This is a genomic window from Alphaproteobacteria bacterium (genome assembly GCA_016124955.1).
Classification (GTDB): Bacteria; Pseudomonadota; Alphaproteobacteria; order UBA9219; family RFNS01; genus RI-461.
In genome coordinates this window covers 151,318-173,323 of sequence record WGMR01000007.1, presented here as the reverse complement: position 1 = coordinate 173,323, position 22,006 = coordinate 151,318, and the positions used below count along the sequence as shown (strand labels likewise).

General features: G+C 61.8%; 20 protein-coding genes. 4 read left to right on the top strand and 16 right to left on the bottom strand.

The annotated features are described in order from the left end of the window. Positions 1-8 precede the first annotated feature (8 nt). Genes GC131_06705 through gatC form a run of 6 tightly spaced genes read right to left on the bottom strand, consistent with a single transcriptional unit; the run spans position 9 to position 6,945 of the window. Complete coding sequence (locus tag GC131_06705; protein ID MBI1273755.1) at positions 9-1,088, bottom strand: hypothetical protein; 1,080 nt, start codon at positions 1,086-1,088, stop codon at positions 9-11. A 39-nt stretch (positions 1,089-1,127) separates the two neighbouring features. Next, the gene (locus GC131_06700; GenBank protein ID MBI1273754.1) at positions 1,128-2,369 is read right to left on the bottom strand and encodes a hypothetical protein; all 1,242 of its coding nucleotides are present in this window, start codon (positions 2,367-2,369) and stop codon (positions 1,128-1,130) included. 1 nt (position 2,370) lies between these two features. Then, positions 2,371-3,840, bottom strand: coding sequence for an Asp-tRNA(Asn)/Glu-tRNA(Gln) amidotransferase subunit GatB (gatB, locus tag GC131_06695; GenBank protein MBI1273753.1), 1,470 nt, complete (start codon positions 3,838-3,840; stop codon positions 2,371-2,373). Then, positions 3,837-5,180 (bottom strand): hypothetical protein, encoded by a 1,344-nt coding sequence (locus tag GC131_06690; GenBank protein MBI1273752.1) that lies wholly within the window; start codon positions 5,178-5,180, stop codon positions 3,837-3,839. Before GC131_06690 ends, gatB begins: the two co-directional genes overlap by 4 nt. Continuing rightward, positions 5,180-6,661, bottom strand: coding sequence for an Asp-tRNA(Asn)/Glu-tRNA(Gln) amidotransferase subunit GatA (gene gatA / locus GC131_06685; GenBank protein ID MBI1273751.1), 1,482 nt, complete (start codon positions 6,659-6,661; stop codon positions 5,180-5,182). Before gatA ends, GC131_06690 begins: the two co-directional genes overlap by 1 nt. Then, the gene (gene gatC / locus GC131_06680) at positions 6,658-6,945 is read right to left on the bottom strand and encodes an Asp-tRNA(Asn)/Glu-tRNA(Gln) amidotransferase subunit GatC (GenBank protein ID MBI1273750.1); all 288 of its coding nucleotides are present in this window, start codon (positions 6,943-6,945) and stop codon (positions 6,658-6,660) included. The genes gatA and gatC overlap by 4 nt, the downstream gene beginning before the upstream one ends. 49 nt (positions 6,946-6,994) lie before the next feature. Here gatC and ruvX point away from each other — a divergent pair, with 49 nt between their 5' ends. Beyond that, positions 6,995-7,477, top strand: coding sequence for a Holliday junction resolvase RuvX (gene ruvX / locus GC131_06675; protein ID MBI1273749.1), 483 nt, complete (start codon positions 6,995-6,997; stop codon positions 7,475-7,477). Here ruvX and GC131_06670 read toward each other — a convergent pair. The 6 genes from GC131_06670 to GC131_06645 form a co-directional block, all read right to left on the bottom strand. Beyond that, the gene (locus tag GC131_06670; protein ID MBI1273748.1) at positions 7,474-7,920 is read right to left on the bottom strand and encodes an NUDIX domain-containing protein; all 447 of its coding nucleotides are present in this window, start codon (positions 7,918-7,920) and stop codon (positions 7,474-7,476) included. The two genes, ruvX and GC131_06670, sit on opposite strands and share 4 nt — an antisense overlap. After that, on the bottom strand, positions 7,917-8,501 hold the full coding sequence (locus GC131_06665) for a GNAT family N-acetyltransferase (GenBank protein MBI1273747.1): 585 nt from the start codon (positions 8,499-8,501) through the stop codon (positions 7,917-7,919). The genes GC131_06670 and GC131_06665 overlap by 4 nt, the downstream gene beginning before the upstream one ends. Then, positions 8,464-9,699, bottom strand: coding sequence for a bifunctional glutamate N-acetyltransferase/amino-acid acetyltransferase ArgJ (gene argJ / locus GC131_06660; GenBank protein MBI1273746.1), 1,236 nt, complete (start codon positions 9,697-9,699; stop codon positions 8,464-8,466). Before argJ ends, GC131_06665 begins: the two co-directional genes overlap by 38 nt. Before the next feature lie 122 nt (positions 9,700-9,821). Then, positions 9,822-10,793 carry a peptidylprolyl isomerase gene (locus GC131_06655; GenBank protein ID MBI1273745.1) on the bottom strand — a complete coding sequence of 324 codons (972 nt, stop codon included), beginning with the start codon at positions 10,791-10,793 and terminating at the stop codon, positions 9,822-9,824. 63 nt (positions 10,794-10,856) lie between these two features. Further along, positions 10,857-11,879: a UDP-glucose 4-epimerase GalE gene (galE, locus tag GC131_06650; protein ID MBI1273744.1), complete on the bottom strand. Its 1,023-nt coding sequence runs from the start codon at positions 11,877-11,879 to the stop codon at positions 10,857-10,859. A 74-nt stretch (positions 11,880-11,953) separates the two neighbouring features. Beyond that, positions 11,954-12,868, bottom strand: coding sequence for an HAD hydrolase-like protein (locus GC131_06645; GenBank protein MBI1273743.1), 915 nt, complete (start codon positions 12,866-12,868; stop codon positions 11,954-11,956). Positions 12,869-13,120: 252 nt separating this feature from the next. Here GC131_06645 and secA point away from each other — a divergent pair, with 252 nt between their 5' ends. Then, positions 13,121-15,841, top strand: a complete 2,721-nt coding sequence (secA, locus tag GC131_06640; protein MBI1273742.1) for a preprotein translocase subunit SecA — start codon at positions 13,121-13,123, stop codon at positions 15,839-15,841. Between the two features lie 34 nt (positions 15,842-15,875). Here secA and msrB read toward each other — a convergent pair whose 3' ends face one another. Then, positions 15,876-16,391 carry a peptide-methionine (R)-S-oxide reductase MsrB gene (gene msrB, locus GC131_06635; GenBank protein MBI1273741.1) on the bottom strand — a complete coding sequence of 172 codons (516 nt, stop codon included), beginning with the start codon at positions 16,389-16,391 and terminating at the stop codon, positions 15,876-15,878. Between the two features lie 218 nt (positions 16,392-16,609). Here msrB and GC131_06630 point away from each other — a divergent pair, with 218 nt between their 5' ends. Continuing rightward, positions 16,610-17,248 carry a DUF1109 family protein gene (locus tag GC131_06630; protein ID MBI1273740.1) on the top strand — a complete coding sequence of 213 codons (639 nt, stop codon included), beginning with the start codon at positions 16,610-16,612 and terminating at the stop codon, positions 17,246-17,248. Positions 17,249-17,261: 13 nt separating this feature from the next. On the opposite strand, the gene GC131_06625 is transcribed toward GC131_06630, so the two are convergent. Further along, positions 17,262-18,215, bottom strand: coding sequence for an acetyl-CoA carboxylase carboxyltransferase subunit alpha (locus tag GC131_06625; GenBank protein MBI1273739.1), 954 nt, complete (start codon positions 18,213-18,215; stop codon positions 17,262-17,264). A 160-nt stretch (positions 18,216-18,375) separates the two neighbouring features. Between GC131_06625 and GC131_06620 the strand changes: the two genes are divergently transcribed. Then, positions 18,376-18,822 (top strand): hypothetical protein, encoded by a 447-nt coding sequence (locus GC131_06620; protein ID MBI1273738.1) that lies wholly within the window; start codon positions 18,376-18,378, stop codon positions 18,820-18,822. 3 nt (positions 18,823-18,825) lie between these two features. Here GC131_06620 and GC131_06615 read toward each other — a convergent pair whose 3' ends face one another. Together GC131_06615 and GC131_06610 are read right to left on the bottom strand one after the other, a co-directional pair. Then, the gene (locus GC131_06615) at positions 18,826-19,749 is read right to left on the bottom strand and encodes a tyrosine recombinase (GenBank protein ID MBI1273737.1); all 924 of its coding nucleotides are present in this window, start codon (positions 19,747-19,749) and stop codon (positions 18,826-18,828) included. Positions 19,750-19,771: 22 nt separating this feature from the next. Continuing rightward, entirely contained in the window at positions 19,772-21,946 is a 2,175-nt protein-coding gene (locus GC131_06610; protein ID MBI1273736.1) for a hypothetical protein, read from the bottom strand. Between the last annotated feature and the right edge of the window lie 60 nt (positions 21,947-22,006).

Sequence of the window (22,006 nt, the reverse complement as noted above, 5' to 3'; positions counted from 1 at the left end):
CCTTCAATCTATTCCGCCGCGTCGCGCAGCAATTCCGAAAATTTGCTGCGCGCCAGCGCGCCGCCGAAATCCGCCTTGCGGTTTTCATGCAGCCACGCGCGCACCTGCCGCCGTAGCCGCGCGAACTGAAAGTTGTTTTCCGCCAGAAGCCTGATCTGCGGGCGTTGCGCCGCCTCGGCGCTTAATTCCTGATAGAATTTGTCGTTTTCGGGCATGAAGGGCTTTTGCCGCATGGCACAATAGCGCGTATGCAAATACATGAACACATCCGCCGGGATTTGCTCTTGGCCCGGCGCGGGCCGCACAGCATATTTATACGTCCAGGCATATTCGGCACTGTAATCGGCGCGGGGCGACGGGCGGCGGTAGGGAATATCGAGAATACGGAACCCCATGCGCCCGAACCATAAATCACGATCAAAGCAATCGATCCCGGTACCCATGCTATCCACCAGGAAATCGCGCGGCGATTGCGCCAGCGGGTGCATATGGTTGGTAAAAGCCGCGATTTGCCCGCCCGGCGGCACCGGACGGCCCATTTTTTCAAGCGTCACGTATATATCACTGACCGCAGCCTTGATCATGTAGTCGGCCATCTTGGGCATACGCGATTGAGGCCGTACACACGTCACCGCTACATACAACGCCGCCGCATAGGGCGCGAAATTTTCCGGCAACGGCACGGTCAGATAGCTGATCTGGCCAATGCTGGCCATGTCGCGCGGATCTTCGAGCGAAAGCACGCGATATTGAAACGGCCCGTATTTTTCCTGCAAAGCCTTGTTGTGATTCTGTTCGAAGTAATAATAGTAAACGTCCGGCGCAAAAGGCAGCTCGTGGTCAAACAACTCAAGATAAATTTTATACGCCCGGTCATAAGCCTCCCCCGGCCCTTCGATGATCGTGTGCTTGAGCGCGTTGTAATAGACGGGATAGCTGCCCCAACGCGTAAGCACGCGCGTGCGTTCGGCCGAAGCGGCGGCGGCGATCGCGTCGCGGCGGCGCGTCTCCTCCTCCAGCGCCTCGCCGATGGTGGACAGCTTCAGAAACTCCGGAAGTTTGTGGTTTTCAAATACCGCGTTGGTCATGGCTCGGCTGGGTGCGGGCAAGGTCTGTAGAATCGGGATTTATTTACTGGGCACGAAGCGCGATAGCTGTGTGGGCACTTCGCCGACATAGTTTTGCGTCATGAAACGGGCCATCGCCTTGGCGTCTCCGCCATGCAGGCGCAGCGCAATCTCGGTTTTCGCGAGCGCGCTTGAAAGCGTCATATCCAGCGGGGTCGCGCCCATGCGCACGGCCTTGAAACTGGAAAGATATTCGACGCGGTAATCGGCATGCACGGGGTTGACCACAAAAACGGGTATGCCGCGTCGCTTGGCGGGTTCCACCGTGGCGGCGATAATATCTTCGTGCACCGTGCCGGCACCGAACGAATACAGAATGACCGATCGCACGGAAGGCTGTTCGATTTGATGCGTCACCATTTTCGGATCAAGCCCCAGCGTGGATTTGACCACCAGCGTATGAGAATGGTCGCCCTGCCAGATTGTGGGCTTGAACGGCGCGCGGCGGCGGGGCTTGAGCCAATCCGCCAAAGGCACCGGGTGGTCCATGCGGTTATAACGCGCCACATAATGGTGGCGCGGCGCATCAAAGGCATTGGCCAGCGTATCGTTCACCTTTTCCGAAGAGGTTGCCAGAACCGCGCGGTCGCCCATCACGATCAGCACTTCGGCCATATTCTTGGCGTGCAGAGATTCCAGCGTATAAAGCGAATTACGTATGTTGATCTGCACGTCGCTCAGCGGGTCTTCCATCGGCCGCTGTGCGCCCGTATAGACGACCGAAAAGGGCATGCCCGGCCCCATCATCAACGAGGTCGCGGCGGCGGCATAGCTCATGGTGTCGGTGCCGTGCGTGACAAGAAAGCCGGTAAACGGCACCTTGATGGCACCCCACAGCCACGTCATCACAATCGCAAGTTCGCGCGTATGGCGATAATCCATCTGCGAACTATCGATATTAAAGGCCTGCAAACCGCGAATCTCGAACCGTTCGGCAAGGTTGCCGCCCATATGGGTAAAAAGCTGCTGGAAATCGAGATGAGGTGTGCGGATACCTGCCTCGGTCCGCATCGCCAGTGTTCCGCCAGTGGCAAGCACAATGGCCAGCTTCTTGCCACGTAATTCGCCGCGCTTGATGCGGTTGATATCCTCGGAAAGGGTGCGCACGGCCTGTGCCGAGATTATTTTTAGCTGCTTCAGATCGTCGGGCGGATTCAGAAAACCCTTCCGGATATCGTCGCTGCCTCCTGCGCCGATTTTCGCGCGCGCCATTTTCGTCGTTTTCTTCACAGCCATATCCATATCAGCCCTTTAGCTTTTTCCCGAGTAAATCGTTCAACGCCGCCGGGTTTGCCTTGCCCCCGGTCGCCTTCATCACCTGGCCTACGAAAAAGCCGAACAGCTTGTCTTTTCCGCCCCTGTATTCCGCCACCTTGTCGGCATTGGCGGCCAGCACCTTGTCGATCTCGGCTTCGATCGCACCCGTATCGGTCACCTGCCGAAGCCCCTTTTCCTCGACGATCGCGGCGGCGTCCCTGCCGGTTGAAAACATTTCCGCGAACACATCCTTGGCGATACGGCCGGAAATGGTGTTATCGGCGATCAGATCAATCAGCCCGCCGATTTGCGCGGCGCTGACCGGGCTTTCGGAAACGCCCTTGCCCGCCTCGTTCAGCGCGCCGAACAGGCTACCGGTGACCCAGTTGGCGGCCAGCTTGCCGTCCCTTGCGCCCGCGGGCCCCTTGGCGACCTGTTCATAAAAATCCGCGACCTCGCGCTCCGCCGCCAGCACGCCCGCGTCATAGACGCTGATGCCGTATTCCGCCACGAAGCGCGCCTTCTTTTCATCCGGCAATTCGGGCAGCGTCACCCTGATATCATCGACCCATTTGGCATCGAGCTTCAGCGGCAGAAGATCGGGGTCCGGGAAATAGCGGTAATCATGCGCCTCTTCCTTCGAGCGCATGGCGCGCGTCTCGCCCTTTTGCGTGTCCCACAGGCGCGTTTCCTGGTCGATCTTGCCGCCCGCTTCCAGGATTTCCACCTGGCGGCGCGCTTCATATTCGATCGCCTGCATCACGAAACGCACCGAATTGACATTCTTGATCTCGCAGCGCGTGCCAAGCCTGCCTTCCCCGACCGGGCGCATCGAAAGGTTGACGTCGGCGCGCATGGAGCCTTCCTCCATGTTGCCGTCGCAGGTACCGAGATAGCGCAAAATCGTGCGCAACTTCTTGATATACGCGGCGGCTTCCTCGGCGCTGCGCATGTCGGGTTCCGACACGATCTCCATCAGCGCGACGCCGGCGCGGTTCAGATCGACGAAGGTTTCACTATCGCTCTGGTCGTGCATGCTCTTGCCCGCATCCTGCTCGAGATGCAGGCGCGTAATGCCGATGGTGCGCGCCTCACCGCCCGGCAGGTCGAGCACGATCTCGCCCTTGCCGACAATCGGGTTCAAATACTGGCTTATCTGGTAACCGGCGGGCAGGTCGGCATAAAAATAATTCTTGCGATCAAAAATCGATTCAAGATTGATTTGCGCCTTGAGTCCGAGCCCGGTGCGCACCGCCTGCTCGACGCATTTGCCGTTGATCACCGGCAGCATGCCGGGAAAACCGGCATCGACCGGCGAAACCTGGTCGTTCGGGGCGGCACCGAACCTGGTGGCGGCGCCGGAAAACAGCTTGGCGGCCGAGGTCACTTGCGCGTGCACCTCAAGCCCGATCACCATCTCCCACTTGCCTTTTTCGCCTTCGATTATGCCGCTCATGGTCCGCGCCTTGTTTTTCCCGGTCCCGCCGCGAGGGGGCCTTTATCAAGCATAGCAGCTTCGCGGCCGGAGGGTATGCTTTTTACCCCGAATAACAGCAGCGCGGCAAGCGCAAGCGCGGCAAGCGGGGCAAGCAGCGCGAAACGCAGCATAAAATGCGGGTGATGCAGCGTGTGGTTGGCAAAAACCATGTACCAGGCCGGAAACACAAGCACCGCAAGCATGCCGCTTCCATACAGCCGCCATATTGGCGAAGGGGTGGGCCGCGACCCGAAAATCACGGGCAGCCCGATCGCGGCCGCCCCGCCCGCGGCCATGATAGCGCCGTAAAGCCACGCGCCCATCCAGGGCAGCGCGGCAAAACCGGGCTGATAGGTCAAAAGCGCTTCGACCGGGGTGGCGTAAAGGGCTTTTTCTTCGCCCGTGTCCACGCCCTGCATTCTATAAAGCAAATGATCGAAGAAATTATTGATGAATACTGTATCGCCCATCAGCGCCGCGACCGCGACAAGCTTCAGCAAAATCGTCGCGCCCAATCCGGCCGCAAACGCAAGCGCGCCCGCAAACGCATCACTGAAGCGCGCATCATGACGCAATGAAAGCGTAAGCATAAGCAGCATAAGGTTGAAAGGTATCCCGCCGAACAGCATATCGAAGAACGCCGTGAGCGCGCCGAGCGCGCCCGCGCCCGCGAGCCACACATATTCCCGCCGCGCCGCGTCTGCCGCACGTTTTTCGCGCAGCAGGCAAACGCCAAGCAGCCACGGCGCGATTATAAAAACCGGCGCATGTGCGAGGTTTGTTTGCATCCCGCCCCAATGCGCGAACGCGAAGCAACCCGCAAACAGCGTACCCGCAACGACCACCAGCGCCGGGTGCCGCCGCGCCGCCAAAAGAAAAAAACCGATGCCGGTGATGGTGAGCCAAAGGTAACAAAGCCGCATGCCGCCGGGGCCGATGGCGGGCAACAGCGCGCGCAGCAAAAACGCGGGGCCCTGCCAGTAGCGCGCATTCAATTTAGGCACCTGCGCCGCTTCCTTGTGCACCATCTTCGCAAGGTTGCGGCAGTAATGGTCGGGCGGCACCATCAAAAGCGGGTTCAAAACCCTGTGCAACAGGCTGCGGCCCGTAGTCATCGCTGCGCTCATCATCGCGCATTCGGTAAAATAATCGCCCGGCAACATGTGCAGCTGTTCCGCGCTCGGCGGCGACCAATTTGCCTGCAGCGTCTTTTCCACAGCCGCTTCCGGCACCAGCATCGCGAGCGAGGCAAAAACGCCAAACCCCAGCCAGGCCGCAAGCAGCCCGGCCAGAAAGCCGCGCGGCGCGCGCATCTTCATCAGGCCATGAAGGGCGGAGCGGCCTTGAAGGCTGCTGCCTGCTCGAGCGCGCCCGCGGCGCGCAGCAGCGTTTCTTCGTCAAACGCGCGGCCCATCAGCTGCAGCCCGAGCGGCAACCCGTCTGCGCCGAGGCCGACAGGCACGGAAATACCCGGCAACCCGGCGAGATTGAGCGTGACGGTATAAACATCCTCCAGATACATCTGAAGCGGGTCGTTCTGTTTTTCGCCGATCGCGAAGGCGGTCGAAGGCGCGGTCGGGGTCAGGATCACGTCGCATTTTTCGTAAGCCTGTTCGAAATCGCGGCGGATACAGGCGCGGACCTTCTGCGCCTTCAGGTAATAAGCGTCGTAATAACCGGCGGACAAAACATAGGTGCCGATCAGGATGCGGCGCCGCACTTCGGCGCCGAAACCCTTGCCGCGCGTATTTTCATACATTTCGATCAGGTTCCGGCCTGTCTCGCGCTGGCCGAAACGCACGCCGTCATAACGCGCGAGGTTGGAAGATGCCTCGGCGGGCGCGATGATGTAATAAACCGGCAGCGCGTATTTGGCGTGCGGCAGGCTGATATCGACGATCTCGGCGCCCTGATCGCGCAGCATCGCCGCGCCCTTGTCCCACATATCGCTGACCTCGGCCGGTACGCCGTCGATCCTGTATTCCTTGGGAATGCCGACGCGCAAGCCCTTCACCGGCTGGCCGACGGCGGCGGTGTAATCGGGCACCGGCTTGTCGGCCGAGGTCGAATCCTTGTCGTCGAACCCCGCCATCGCGCGCAGCATCAGCGCCGCATCCCACACCGTGCGGCTGAGCGTGCCCGCCTGATCGAGCGAGGATGCGAACGCCACAATGCCCCAGCGCGAACAGCGGCCATAGGTGGGCTTGAAGCCGACCACGCCGCAAAGCGCCGCGGGCTGGCGGCACGAACCGCCGGTGTCGGTGCCGGTCGCGCCAAGACAGGCATGCGCGGCGACGGCGGCGGCCGAGCCGCCCGAAGAGCCGCCGGGCACCAGCTTGCGGTTGGCGCCCGCCGGGTCGGGCCCCGACCACGGGTTGATCACATTGCCGAAATGGCTGGTGGTGTTGGAAGACCCCATCGCGAATTCATCGAGGTTCAGCTTGCCCAGCATCACGGCGCCGTTCGAAAACAGCTTTTCCGTCACCGTGGATTCATATGTGGGTACGAAACCTTCAAGGATACGGCTCGCAGCCGTGGTCTGCACGCCCTTCGTGCAATACAGATCCTTGATCCCGAGCGGCAAGCCTTCCACCAGACCCGCCGCGCCCTTCGCGCGGCGCGCATCGGAAGCTTTTGCCATATCAAGCGCAAGGTCCGGCGTTTCGGTGATAAAGGCGCCGAGCGGGCGCGTCTTTTCCATCGCCTTGATGTAATCCTGCGTCAGCTCGGTCGAGGAAAATTTTTTGGCGGCAAGGCCTTCAAGCGCCTCGCGCATCGTCAAATCGGTCAGCGCACTCATTCCACCACCTTCGGCACGGTGAAAAAATCGGCGGTGCGCGAAGGCGCGGCGGAGAGAATGTCGCCTGCGCGCGCGCCGTCCGTCACCTTGTCCTCGCGCCAGCGCAGCGGCATATCGTGCACGCTCTGCATCGGCGGCACATTCTTCACATCGACCTCGTCAAGCATCGCGACCCAATCCAGGATCTGGTTCAGCTCGCCCGCGACCTGCTCGAGCTGCTCGTCCGGCACCTTCATGCGTGCGAGGCGGGCGATGCGCGCGACGGTGGTTTTATCGATGGACATGGGCTAATCTTCCCCCCGGAATAAATGCCTCCGGAACCTATCACCCGCCATGCCGCTCTGCAATATCGCCGACCTTAAAAGCCTGCTGCAGCCGGGGCAATGCCTGCTGGGGCTCGATCTGGGCACGAAAACCATCGGCCTTGCGGTATGTGACCCCGGCCTCGCGGTCGCCTCGCCGCTCAAAACGCTTGCGCGCGGCAAGTTCGCGGCCGATGCCGCGGCACTCGCGGCCGTGATCGCGGAACGGAGTGCGGGCGGGCTCGTGATCGGCCTGCCGAAAAACATGGATGGAAGCGAAGGGCCGCGCGCGCAATCGGCCCGCGCTTTTGCGCAAAACTTTCTTACGCTTGGCAAGGCGGGCGATATCGCCATCGCTTTCTGGGACGAACGTCTATCCACCATGGCAGTCGAACGCTTCATGCTGGAAGACGACATGACCCGCAAGCGCCGTGACGAGGTGGTGGATAAAGCGGCGGCGGCCTATATCCTGCAAGGCGCGCTGGATCTGCTGAAAAACCGCGCGGCGCCCTAGACGCGTTCTTCCACCACGCTCACGAGCGGCAAGTCGGCGGGCAGCAATTCATAATTCCGCAATGCGCGCGGGCGGACCCAGGCCAGATCCTGCCCTTCCTGCGCGCGCGGGGTTCCTTCCCATACGCGGCATATATAAAGCGGCATCAGAAGGTGAAAATCGTCGTAAGCATGGCTCGCGAAGGCCAGCGGGGAAAGGCAGCCGGGCGATGTTTTGATCGCCAGTTCTTCGGCCAGTTCGCGCACGAGCGCCGCTTCCGGTGTTTCGCCCGTCCCCACCTTGCCACCCGGGAATTCCCAAAGCCCGGCGAAGGCCTTGCCCGGCGGGCGGCGCGCGATCAGCACGCGCCCGTCGCCATCCACCAGAAGCGCGGCGGCCACGAGCCGCAGCGGGCGGGTGCGCTCGTCATCGGCCGGCAACGTGACATCGATGCAGGCCGTCATGTGCGGGCGCTTTCGGCGGTTATTTCATAGGCGTGCACGCCGTCGTCGCCGCGCAAACGGCCATGGCGCTGCGGCGGTTTTTGTTCGCCGATATAACGGTAGCCCGCGGTTTCGAGCGCACGGCGCGATGCGGCGTTATCGAGACGCGTGCAGGCAAAAATGCGCGCGAGGCCGAACGCGGCAAAACCGTGCGCCGTGATTGCCGCGATCGATTCCGCCGCATAGCCGAAACCCTGATGCGGCAGCCCGAGCCAGTAGCCGAGCTCCATTTCGTCCGCCTTCGGATTTTCGTCCATATATTTGATGCCGATATGCCCCAAAATCGTACCGCTTTCCCGCGCGGTGATGGCGAAGCGCGAAGGCGCGGCAAGGGAAGCGTTGACCTTGATCGATTGCGCGATGAAATCGTGCGCATGCTGTTCGGTATAGGGCCACGGCACCACCGTCAGCCATTTGATAATATCCCAATGGCCGATCAGCGCGGCGAGCTGCGGCGCTTCTTCGGCACGCAGCGTCCGCAACACAAGGCGTTCGGTTATAAGTTCAGCTTCGGTAATCGGCATTGATGCTGATGTAACCATGCGTCAAATCGCATGTCCATACCGTAGCAGTACCCTTGCCGATACCAAGCGCGACATCGATATTCACATCTTGCCCGCGCATATGGGCGGCGACCGGCGCTTCATCATAGCCCGGCACCTGCAGCCCGTGCGCGCAAATCAGAACGCCGCCGATGCGGATTTTGATTTTATCGCGATCGGCCTTTTCGCCCGCCTTGCCGATCGCCATCACGATCCGGCCCCAGTTGGCGTCTTCGCCCGCGATCGCGGTCTTCACCAGCGGCGAATTGGCGATCGAAAGCGCGATCTTGCGCGCGGCGCTATCGCTGGCCGCGCCCGCGATCTTGATGGTCACGAACTTGGTCGCGCCCTCGCCGTCGCGCACGATCTGCAACGCAAGGTCGCGCAGCACGGCTTCAAGCGCCTTGGCAAAACCGGCGCCGCGCTTGTCGGCCGCGCTTTTGATCGCCTTGTTGCCCGCACGGCCGGTGGCGGCCACCAGCAGCGTATCGCTGGTCGATGTATCGCCGTCCACCGTAATGCTGTTGAAGGTGCGCTCGTTGACCGCGCTCACCATCGCCTGCAGCGCCTTTTGTTCGATCGCGGCATCGGTGAACACATAAGCCAGCATGGTCGCCATATCGGGCGCGATCATGCCCGAACCCTTGGCAATGCCGCAGATCGTCACTTTTTTGCCGTCTATCGTCGCCTTCGCGACCGAACCCTTGGCAAAAGTATCGGTGGTGGCGATCGCCCATGCCGCGTCTTCCCAGCTCGCGCCGCCAAGACCGTGCACGAGCCCCGGCACCGCTTTCGCCAGCAAATCGGCCGGCATCGGCACGCCGATCACGCCGGTCGAAGATGAAAACACCTCCCGCGGCGGGCATTTCACGCCGCCGGCGACGGCAGCGACCGCGCTTTTCATAAAGGCTTCGCCCGCCTTGCCGGTAAAGGCGTTGGAATTGCCGGCGTTGACAAGAATGGCGCGGGCCTTCCCGTGCTTCAGCCCGGTACGGCATGCAAGCACCGAAGCCGAAGCGGTCAGCGATTTCGTCAAAACGCCCGCAATCACCGTGCCGGCATCGCATACCGCCAGCATCGCATCGTTCCGGCTCTTGTTCTTGCGGATCCCGGCATGGCAGGTCGCAAGGCGGACGCCTGCCACCTGCGGCATCTTGGGGAACGCCTTGGGCGCAAGGGGGGAACGCGTATATTTCATGGCAGCCTCGTATTTTCTCGGTCGTTGCTTTGTTTTGTTATCTTGTTGCCCCTGCCCCAGGAACAGGGGCAAGAAAAAGGGGCGGGAAGCTCGCGCCGCCCGCCCCCGGATCTTTCCGGCATCTAGTTCTTCTTGCCGGGATCGTCCTTGGATTGGGTGGCCTTTGCGCTGGCGCCTGCGGGCGGCAGCGGCGAGCCGTCGATGTTGTATCGTTCGACCTTCGCCTTGGCCACAAGGCCCTTGACGATATCGGTCATCATTTCATTGCCGAGCTGGGTGCGGATCTGATCCTGCACCGCTTCCATCGGCGGCGGGGAAGACTTGCGCTTGTCTTCAACCTTGATCACATGCCAGCCGAAATCGGTTTTAACCGGCTTGTCGCTCAGCTCGCCCGGCTTCATCTCGAAGGCCGCATCGGCGAAGGGCTTCACCATCGCGCCGCGCCCGAAGTAACCGAGATCGCCGCCTTCCTTCATCGAACCGCTGTCTTTCGATTTTTCAGCCGCCAGCTTGGCGAAATCGGCGCCGTTCTTGAGCTGCTCGATGATTTCCTTGGCCTCGGCTTCGGTCGGCACCAGAATGTGGCGCGCCCGCACCTCGTCTTCGGGCTTCACCTTCTTCACAATCTCGTTGTAGCGCGCCTTGATCTTGTCTTCGGTGATCTTGGGCATGATGGTCTGGTTCAGGTACAGATCGGCGACCACCTGTTCCTCGGCGCGCTTCAGGCGCTCCTTCGCTTCCGGCTTGTTCTCAAGCTTCTCGGCGTAGCCCTTGGCGGCAACGACCTGCGTGGCGATCAGCCGTTCCAATACCTGCGGGTACAGCGTCTGGATCGGGATCTGCGAAACTTGCGGACCGAGCGTGTTGATCTCGCGCACAACGTCCGAACGCTTGATCGTAGCGCCATCGACCTTGGCGACGACAGGGTCGGCGGCCTTGTCGGCTGCGCGCGCAGGCAGCGCCGGGGCGCCGGCCACAAGAATGGCGCCAAGGAGCGCGGGGGCGAATTTCAGCATGCTGGTCATTGAAGTATGTCCTTTCGGTGCGTTCGGGAAGCGGGAACTTCCAGCCATAGGCGGCAAACGCGGCAACATTAAGACGTTTCTGGCGGGCGGAGCAAGGGGGAATCTTGCCCGGGATAAGGCCTTATGGCGGCCTTAGCTGGCCTTGCCGTAGCGCGGCAAAAGTACCGTTTCCCGGTATCGTGCGCCGCGGTGCCACGCAAGCGCGGATTGCACAATCTCGGTCAGCCCCCGTTCCGGCTGCCAGCCAAGCAAACGGCGGGCCAGGGCGGCATCGGCCACCAGCTGCGGCGGATCGCCTTCGCGGCGCGGACCGGTCTTTTGCGGCACCGGCGCGCCAAGATGCCGGCCAACGGCATCCACCACCTCGCGCACCGAATAGCCCTGCCCGGTGCCAAGGTTGCACGCCGCCGTCGCGCCGCCCTCCATCATATAGCGCAGCGCAGCGACATGCGCGGCGATCAGATCAAGCACATGGATGTAATCGCGCACCGCGGTGCCGTCCGGCGTGGCGTAATCGGTACCGAAAATCCCGATCGCGGGTTCAAGCCCGAGCGCAGCAAGGATCACGCGCGGGATCAAATGGCTTTCAGGCCAGTGCGCTTCGCCGATGCCGGCTTCTTCGGGCGCGGCGCCGGCGGCGTTGAAGTAGCGCAGGCTGACCGAGCGCATGCCCTTTTCCCCGAGCGCGCGCAAAGCCTGTTCCGCCCGCAGCTTGCTTTCGCCGTACGGGTTGATGGGCGCGAGCGGGGTATCTTCGGTGATCGGCGCGACACGCGGCGGCATGCCATAGACGGCGGCAGTGCTGGAAAACACCGCCTGCGTCACGCCGGCTTCAAGCGCGGTTTCGAACAGGCGCTGCGCCTTGGTAAAATTGTTCCCGATATACTTTTCCGGATCCTTCACGCTTTCGCCCACTTCGATGAAGGCGGCAAAATGCATCAGCGCGGCCGGGCGGTATTTTTCGCACACCGCGCGCACGAAGGGCGCGTCGCCCACATCGCCAACCTCAAGCGGCGCATCGCCCACAGCCCAGCGGTGGCCGTTCACGAGGCTATCGAGCACGACCGGCGCATAACCCGCGCGCGCCAGCGCCCAAACGGCATGACTGCCTATATACCCGGCACCGCCGGTGATCAGGATTACGGGTTTGCTCATGCGTACGACACGGGGATACAGCCGGAAATAGCGAAAAATCCTAGGAAACCCGATCATAAACCGGATTGGTTAAATTATCCGAAATTCCTCTGGGGCCAGAACCGCAGCTTGCGGCCATCCTTAAGGGAAACACTGGTTGCAGGGGCCGGGTTGCCGCCGCCGCCTTTGTGCGCATCGATAACTTGCTGGAAAGTGCCAAAAATATGGGCGGCACCGGCGTCTTGCAGCTTCTTCGCATGCGCCGGCTTGTTCGCGATCTGGCTGCATACCGTCATGCCCATGACGTTTGTGATCCCGGCGTTGCGGGCCGATCTTACGCCGCTGGAAGAATCCTCAAACGCCACAATCTGATTTGCCGCAACCCGCGGCCCATAACGCATGCGCGCTTCAGCATATGGCAGGCCATCGGGCTTGCCGATATTCTGACAATGATCGTAGGCGCTGACGATACGGTATGGCGGCAAGGGCCCGGCGCGCGAAGCCGCGTCACCCTTATGCTCGAAATATTTCAGCAGCCCGACATGGCGCAGGTAATTCACGACGCGTTGATATTTACTGTTGGTAACAATGGCAAAGGGAATACCCTGTTCCTTCAGAAACTGCAGATATTCTTCCGCCTGCGCGACCGCCTTAACATTCGCGCTCGGTCTCTGGTCGATGCGCGCCGTGTGCACCGTATCGATAATCTGTTTCTTCTGTTCCGCACTTACATTGATACCATGAACCAGGTATTCGACCATGGCTTCGGTAGCCCAGCCCGAAAACTGCATGGGATCAATGCCGGAAAAATTGGCATCAAATCCCATGTCCTTGAGTTCCGTTTCAACAGTCCTCATGACAAGTTCGAAGGTTTCTTTTTCCGCGGCATCGACCAGCGTGCCGTCGAAGTCGAAAAGAACCAGCCCCGCTTCGCGCAAGGACTTCCCGGCACCGGCTTGATCGGAAACTTCACCGGCGGCGGCTAAATAGGATGCAGGTTGAACGCTCATGCGAAATAACTTCCGGCTAAATACGGCCTCTTTTTATGCGGCCCTTATATAGTTCTTTTTTATCGTAAGGCCATGAAAATAAATAAGAAATTATCCGCCCGCCCCCAACCCTCTGTAAAACAAGGACTTTCGTACCTATATCGGGCTGCGCTGCTTTGATTCGGGGCCGGTTTCCGCTATGGTCGCCCGCCTGATCGGCGGTGCCGCCGCGCCCGCGCGAAGGCATCCGCTCTATGTGATTACGGAGTTATAATGTTCGCTTCCCTTGCCCGCGCCGTCTTCGGTTCCCATAACGATCGTGTCCTGCGCGGCTTCGACCGCAAGGTCGCCGCCATAGGCGCGCTGGAGCCGGAAATCGAAAAGCTTTCCGATGAAGAGCTGCGCGCGCAGACGGAAAAATTCCGTGCCCGCATCAACAAGGGCGAAAAGCTCGATGCGCTTTTGCCTGAAGCTTTCGCCACCGTGCGCGAAGCGGCGCGGCGCGTGCTCGGCCAGCGGCATTTCGACGTGCAGCTTGTCGGCGGCATGATCTTGCACGAAGGCCGCATCGCCGAAATGAAGACCGGCGAAGGCAAAACGCTGGTCGCCACGCTCGCGGTCTATCTGAACGCGGTGGCCGGCAAGGGCGTGCATGTCGTGACGGTCAATGATTACCTCGCGAAGCGCGATAGCGGCTGGATGGGGCAAATCTATGGCTTCCTCGGCCTCACGACCGGCGTGATCGTGCACGGTCTGAACGACAGCGAGCGGCGCGCCGCCTACGCCGCCGATATCACCTACGGCACCAACAACGAATTCGGCTTCGATTATCTGCGCGATAACATGAAGTTTTCCGCCGCCGATCTGGTGCAGCGTCCGTTCAACTTCGCCATCGTCGATGAAGTCGATAGCATCCTGATCGACGAGGCGCGTACGCCGCTGATCATTTCCGGCCCCGCCGAAGACAGTTCCGAACTTTACACCAGGATCGACGCGCTGATCCCCAGGCTGCGCGAAAGCGATTATGAAAAGGATGAAAAGCAGCGCACCGTGGTGCTGACCGAGGAAGGCAACGAGCAAATCGAAGTGTTGCTGGCCGAAGCCGGCCTGCTGACGCCCGGCGCAGGCATGTATGATGCGCACAACGTCCAGATCGTGCATCACGTCAATCAGGCGCTGCGCGCGCACAAGCTTTTCGCCCGCGACACGGATTACATCGTGCGCGACGATATGGTCGTTATCATCGATGAATTCACCGGCCGCATGATGGAAGGGCGCCGCTATTCCGAAGGGCTGCATCAGGCGCTCGAGGCCAAGGAAAAGGTGACAATCCAGCGCGAAAACCAGACGCTGGCCTCGATCACCTTCCAGAATTATTTCCGCCTGTACCCCAAGCTTGCGGGCATGACCGGCACCGCCATGACCGAAGCGGCGGAGTTCGGGGAAATCTACAGCCTCGATGTCGTCGAGGTGCCGACCAACGTTCCCGTCAGCCGCGCCGATATGGACGACGAGGTTTACCGCAATCTTTCCGAAAAATACGAAGCGATCGCGGCCCAGATCGCGGAATGTCAGGAGCGGCAACAGCCGGTTCTGGTCGGCACCGTGTCGATCGAAAAATCCGAGCTTCTCTCCGGCCTTCTGACGAAAAAAGGCGTGGCCCACAATGTGCTGAATGCCCGCCACCACGAAAAGGAAGCCAGCATCATCGCGCTGGCCGGGCAGCCGGGCGCCGTCACCATCGCCACCAACATGGCGGGCCGCGGCACCGACATCCAGCTCGGCGGCAATATCGATGCGCGCCTGGCGCTGGAACTTGAAGGCATCACCGACGAAACCGCGCGCGCCGCGCGCACGGCAAAGATACGCGCCGAGGTTGACGCGGCGCGGGAAAAAGTGCGCGGCGCGGGCGGCCTGTTCGTGATCGGCACCGAGCGGCACGAATCCCGCCGCATCGATAACCAGCTGCGCGGCCGTTCCGGCCGGCAAGGCGATCCCGGTGCATCGAAATTCTTTCTTTCCCTCGAAGATGACCTGATGCGCATTTTCGGCTCCGACCGCATGGAGCCGGTGCTGGCCCGGCTCGGCCTCAAGGACGGCGAAAAAATCGCGCACCCGTGGATCAACCGCGCGCTCGAGAAGGCGCAGGAAAAGGTGGAGGCGCGCAACTTCGATGTCCGTAAAAACCTTTTAAAGTACGACAACGTCATGAACGACCAGCGCAAGGCTATCTACGAACAGCGGCGCGAGGTCATGGCGGCGGGCCATGTTTCCGACACGCTGCGCGATATGCGCGCCGACGTGATCGAAACCATGGTTTCGCGCGCGATCCCGGAAAATTCATACCCCGAACAATGGGACATGCCCTGGCTGGCCGAACAGGCGCGCGATACGCTCGGGCTCGATTTGCCGCTCGATGCATGGGCCAAGGAAGAAGGCATCGCGTCGCGCGAAATCATGGAGCGCATGATCGCGGCGGCGGACGATAAAATTGCGCACAAGGCGGCACAGATCGGGCTCGAAAACTGGCAGCGGGCGGAAAAGGCCACGCTGCTCGGCATGCTCGATCAGCAATGGAAGGAGCATCTGCTCGCGCTCGATCACCTGCGGCAGGGCATCCACCTGCGCGGTTACGGCCAGCGCGACCCCTTCAACGAATATACGCGCGAAGCGTTCGAATTGTTCCAGACCATGCTCGATAGCCTGCGCGCCATGCTCACGCGCGTGCTGATGCTGGCTGAATTGCGCATGCCGAGCGTGGAAGAGCTGGCCGAACAGCAGCGGCAGCGCCAGCAGCTGATGCAGGAAGTGCACGAAACGCCGGGCAGCGCGGTCGGGGAAGATGATAGCGCCCCCGTGCCCGGCCGCATCACGCCCACGCGCGTGCAGTTCGATGAAAACGACCCCGCCACCTGGTCGCACACGCCGCGCAACGCCCCCTGCCCCTGCGGCAGCGGCAAAAAATACAAGCAATGCCACGGGGCGGTAAGCTGACGGCGTAAAGTCTTCCCGGGTTTATTCGGGGCGGCTAACCGCGTTCGCACGCGCCGCTGACAGGTTCGGCGCCGGTTGCGCCTTCGGCCACAAACTTCAGTGAAGCGCCGTTCATGCAATAACGCTTGCCGGTGGGCGGCGGGCCGTCATCGAACACATGGCCGAGATGCCCGCCGCAACGGCGGCAATGCACTTCCGTGCGCGGAACGCCGATCAAATGATCGGTCGTCGTGCCCACGGCATCGGGCAATGGCTGGAAGAAACTGGGCCAGCCGGTACGGCTGTTGAATTTCGCGTCCGACGAAAACAGCGGCAGATCGCACCCGGCGCACACATAGGTACCCGCGTCATATTCCTTATCGAGCATGCTGCAGCCGGCGGGCTCGGTACCGTGGCGGCGCAACACACGATATTGTTCGGGCGTTAGAATTGCGCGCCATTCCTCGTCCGTCTTCGTAATCTCGAATTTCTGTTCGTCGCCCATCGCGAATCCCCGCTTTGTTAACCAAGCTGCCGTTGTAATCATTGTTAACGCAGCCGCCAGCCCCATGACAAAACGCCGTCTATTCAACCCGCTGCGCTGTGTTGTTAACATAGCGAAATCATCCTCGTTATTCGTGGCGTCCGCATCGATTCTGGTGTAGAATAGAACCGTTAAAAAGTAGGCCATGAATATGGCCACGGCAAGGCACGAAACGGTCTGGTTTGTTCGCTCAAGCTTCGGCAACCCCATAACCGGGCGGCAGAAGCAAAACCCCGGGGTTCGCCATGCGTCACGAAGAATATATCAAACTCACGATCGGCAACGATACGCCGATGACAAGGCGCGAATGCCAGCTGGCCTTCATCGGCCTCGCCTTTCTTGCGCTGCTCGCCACCTGCGTCGTCATGCTTGTCACCATAGGCCTGCGGCCCGATATCGGCGCGGCGGTGATGGATGCGCCTGCCATCGGCAAGGTCGTGTTCTGCCTGTTCCTCGCGGCTGCCTGCACGCTCATGCTCTATTGCGCGATCCAGCCCGAAGGCAAGGTCGTCTGGTATTTGCTGTTGGTGCCGTTCGCGCTGCTGCTTGCGGGCGCGGGCGTGAATATGGCGATGACGGATTCTTCAACATGGTTCGGGCTTATCTTCGACGGGCGCGGGAAATTCTGCCTGCTTTACATCAATCTGCTGGCAATCCCGGCCTTTATTATTTTGACGCAGGCCGTGCGGCTCTTTTCCCCCGCCAATCTGCGGCGCGCGGGCATGCTAACCGGCCTGGCCGCCGGCACCATCGGCGCGGTCGCCTTCGGTATGCGCTGCATGCACGATTACCCGCTCTGGATCGCCGTGTTCTATATGCCGGCAATCGCCATCACCGGCTGGGTCGGCCGCAAGATCGGCCCGGTCTTGCTGCGCCGCTGGTAGGCGCGGGCGGGCGCTAGTTAAGCGTCTTTTTTCCCATCGCAATAAATTTTTCCGCACGCTCCTTCATGAGCTGGTGCGGCTCCTTGCCGCCAAGCTCGGCCAGCGCGGCGGCTATGGAATCGCCGAGGCGGGTAATGGTCGCGCGCGCGCCGCGATGCGCGCCGCCAACAGGCTCGGCAATCACATCGTCGATCAAACCGAGCTGCTTCAGGTCTTGCGCCGTAAGCCTGAGCGCGGCGGCGGCATCCGCCGCGTTGGCCGCGCTGCGCCAAAGGATCGAAGCACAGCCTTCGGGCGAAATCACGGAGTAGATGGAATGTTCGAGCATCAAAATGCGGTCGCCGGTCGCGATGGCGATGGCGCCGCCCGAACCGCCTTCCCCGATCACGCAGGCCACAATCGGCACCGGCGCGCGCAGACACGCTTCGATCGAACGCGCGATGGCTTCCGCCTGCCCGCGCGCTTCGGCTTCCACGCCCGGAAAAGCGCCCGCGGTGTCAATGAACGTAATCACCGGCAGGTTGAAACGCCCCGCAAGCTGTAAAAGCCGCTGCGCCTTGCGATACCCTTCGGGCTTGGCCATGCCGAAATTGTGGCGGATGCGGCTTTCGGTATCGTGGCCGCGCTCCTGCCCGATCACGACGCAAGCGCCGCCGCGAAAACGCCCGAGCCCGCCGATGATCGCCTGGTCTTCCGCGAACAGCCGGTCGCCGGCCAGCGGCGTGAATTCCTCGATCAGGGCGGCGAGGTAATCGCGGCAATGCGGCCGTTCCGGGTGACGCGCGACCTGCACCTTCTGCGCCGGGGTCAGCTTGCCGTAAATACCGCGCAAAAGCCGGTCCACCTTTTCCTGCAGACGCGCCACTTCCTCGGCGATATTCATCTGGCTGCCGTCGGAAAGGTGCCGCAGCTCCTCGATCTTCGCTTCAAGCTCGGCGACGGGTTTTTCGAAATCCAGCGTTTGCATTCCTGTCCTGCAAAATCCGCGAAATTTAAGGCGCAAACACCTAGCATCAAACGCCCAACGGGGCAAATATGCCCTTAACGGTTTGCGGCGGCAACCGGCTTGCAGCCAATGCCGCTTTCATCTTATGTATTTGCCGTCACTAGGGATACTGCTCACATCCATGCTCTTCGGCGATAAAACCCTTGCCTGGTTCGATCTCTGGTCGTTCGAACATTTTCTCTCCGGCATAGCGCTCGGGCATATCGTGCTGTACGCGCGCCGGGCGCTCGGTAACGCCGGCGACAGGGGCGCGGCAGAAAGCGGGCTTGAAAAAAGCTGGCCTTACCTTGTCGGCCTTTTGCTCGCTTATATGTGGGAGCCGGTGGAATTTTATTTCGAAGCCGGCTTTTCGGGCAGCGAAGCCATCACACACTGGTTCCAGGGGGTGGAATTCTGGGGCAACCGCCTTATAACCGACCCGGCTATTACCGTTCTTGGGCTCAGGGCGGCTCTGCTGCGGCCCTTTTTCGTATGGCCGGCGCGCATCTGTTCGCTGGCGTGGCTCGCGGCGCACATTTTCCTGATGCCGCACAGCATGTACCTGCAGCACGAAATTCTCGGCTGGTAGCGGCTACTTCCGTTTCGCCAGCGGGTGATGCTTTGTTACTGCGTCGCGCAACCGGTTCGTGGCCACATGCGTATAGATTTGCGTGGTGGCGATGTCGGCGTGACCGAGCATTTGCTGCACGCTGCGCAAATCGGCGCCATGTTCGATCAAATGCGTGGCGAAGGCGTGGCGCAAAACGTGCGGGCTGAGCCGTGCGGGCGCGATCCCCGCTTTCGCCCCGGTTTCGCGCACCAGCTGGAAGAAACGCTGCCGCGTCAGATGGCCCGTTCGCGCGCGGGCGGACGGAAACAAAAACGGCGAATCCTTCCCGCCTTCCTTGCGCCGCACCGCCAGCCATGCGCGCACAGCCTCGGCCGCCGGGGCGCCCAGCGGCACCATGCGTTCCTTGCCGCCCTTGCCGCGCACGATCAGCGTCTTGCGATTCTGCGCCAGCGCATTGAGAGGCAGAGAAACCAGCTCGGTCACGCGCAGCCCGGTGGCGTACAAAAGTTCCAGCAGCGCGATCAGCCGTAACCCGTCCGCGTCGCCGCGCGCGGCGGCGGCCTGCAAAAGCTGCGCAACTTCCTCCTCGCTCAAATATTTGGGCAAGGCGCGGCCCAGCTTGGGCGCGCGCAAAAGCCGCGAAGGGTCTTCCTGCCGCAAACCTTCCGAACAGAGAAAGCGGTAAAACTGCTTCAGCGATGAAATGCGCCGTGCCTGCGTTGCCCGCGCCTGCACGCCGAGCGCGGCGGCGTAGGCGCGCAAATCCTCCTCGCTCGCTTTCAAAAGATCGCGCCCGCGCGCCGCAACCGCCTTTGCCGCGCCCTCAAGATCGCGGCGATAGGCGGCGCAGGTATGCGGCGAAGCGTTGCGCTCCGCCAAAAGCGCGTCGATGAAACGGTCGATCAGATAGCTGGCAACCGGCGCAGCCGGCGATGTCTTGTTCATACCGTTCCCGCCGCAGCGCCGGTTACCAGGCGGCAAGCGCCTCGCGCGCTATCGCCTTTGCCTCATTCGCAAGGCCGGCTTCGTGCAGCGCGCGCGCCATTTCCACCACGCGGGCGGGCGGCAAATCGGCAACCGTATCCTCGCCCGCCATCAAAAGCGTCAGCAGCGCGGTTTCGCCGCGCCTTTGCGCGCGCGCGCTTAACTTGTAACGCGCATCCAGCACGGCGGGCGGGACCGTATAGCGTTTCTTGTTTTCGCCCTGCTCGGTAATCACGGCCCAGCTTTCGTCGCTGACCGGCAGCCCCAGCGCGGCCAGCAAGGCCATGATGCGCCCGGTGCGCACACGCCCGACGGTATCGGTATCCTTCAGCATCACCTTCAGCCATCCCGCTTGCTGCGCGGTGAAACCCGCATCATCGATCATCCCGTTCACGGCCATCAGCGGCCAAAGCTCAAGCAGTTTGTTGTTCATCGCCGGGTTGGCGGCCACCGCGCTGCGCGCCGCGTTAATCCATGCCGCCGCCAGATCGCCGCGCCCGGCCAGCATCAACGCGCCGGCGATGGATGGCGCATCATCCACAACCGCCGGCTGGGGCGGTAAATCTTTGATAATATCGGCCAGCAGCGTGCCATGCGTGCCCGTAAACATCGGCCGCGGGGTCAGGAACACGAACTTGGCCAGAAGCTGGGCCTTCTTTTGCGGGTTCAGCTCGGCCAGCGCGGCCTGGATCAACACCGTGCGGCTGCGGCTGTTTGGCGTGATCAGTTCGGGCGCGAGCGCGATTTCCGGCGCCTGTACCGCCACCGCTTCATAGACGCTGCGCAGCATGCCCGCATCGATCTGGCCGCGCATCCCCGCGCGTTCGGCAAGACCGAGCTTCGCTTCCGCATCCGTCACACGGCCCGCAAGCAGCGCGGGGACCAGCGCCGCATCCTGCCGTGCGAACAGTTCCGGCGTCAGCGGCACACCGCCCATTTGCATGAGCGCGAGGTTAACGGGGCGCAGCGGCGTCAATTGGCGCGGCAAAACCTTGGCCGGGTTGTTCACGCGATCGACAAGGCCGAAAAACAAATCGTCCTTCACGCCCTGTTCACGCATGGTCGCGATGCCAAGCTGTACTTCTTCCAGCTTTTCTTCCTTCAGCTGGCAGAAAATCAGCAAGCGTTGCCAATCGTCGTCGGGTTCCTGCTGCATATAGGTCGGCACCTTGGCGCAGGTTTCGCTTTCGCCCGCACCGAGGATCGAAACTTCCGCCACCTGCCGCACCGCGCTATTCGCAAGGTTCCGGTCTAGCGCGAAGTTGCTGAGCTGCAACGCGCCCGCGCCGTCGCCCATCGCCAGCAGCGCCTCGACCCGCAGCGTGGTAAGCGATTTTTGCTTCAAAGCTTCGCGCGGCGTGACATCGACCGCGCCGGGTAGCGCCGGATCATCCGCCGCCGGCACCGGCGGCGGCAAACCGGGGCCCGAAGGCGCACGGCTAAGGCTGAGCATCAGGCGGCGCGCAAGGTCAAAAAGTGCGGGCGAAGCGGGCGGCAGCACGAGCGAAGGCATGAGCCGTTCAACAAGCGCGCGCGGCGTGCCCTGCCAGATATCGAGCCCGAGCCCGCCGTTTTGCGGCAAAAGCACGCCGACAGAATCGGGGTCCGCCGCTTCAAGCGCCATGGTCGTGATGGCCGCATCCTTATTCGTTTGCGCATCTGCCGGAGGAACAACCTTGTCCTGTATCTCGGACCCGACCTTCGGCGCGGCGCCTTGCATGATGCGTTTCAACACATCCGGCGGCAATTTACTGGGGTCAAAGCCCGGAGGAAGTTTTCCGGGGTCAAAACCGGGCGGCCAAGCCGGCTTTTCTGTGGCTGCGCCCTCCACCGTTGCGGCATCAGGTTGCGGCGCTTCGCTCGTAGCCGCCGGGGCTTCGGGCACAACCGGCTGCGCAGGCGCAGGCGGCAAAAATTCGGGCGGCGGCGCAAGCGCCGAGCGCGTGCCGGACGGCGGCGCGGTTTGTGCGGGCGTGCCGGGTGGCGTTAATGCGTTTTTTTCGGATGCGGGGGTTATGTCTTCGTCCGCCCCAACGGGTGCGACGACGGGCGTTTCCACCTGCGGCAGATTCTGCGCGGCGGCGGGAACAGCGGCGGCCAAAAACGCGGCCGCAAAGCTGACGGCGCCGCGGGCGAGCCTAGTTTTGCAAGCGGTCATGCGGCAGCGCGGCCTGCACGGTTTCCACCGGCGGGCTGATATCGGCAAAGCTGAGCCAGA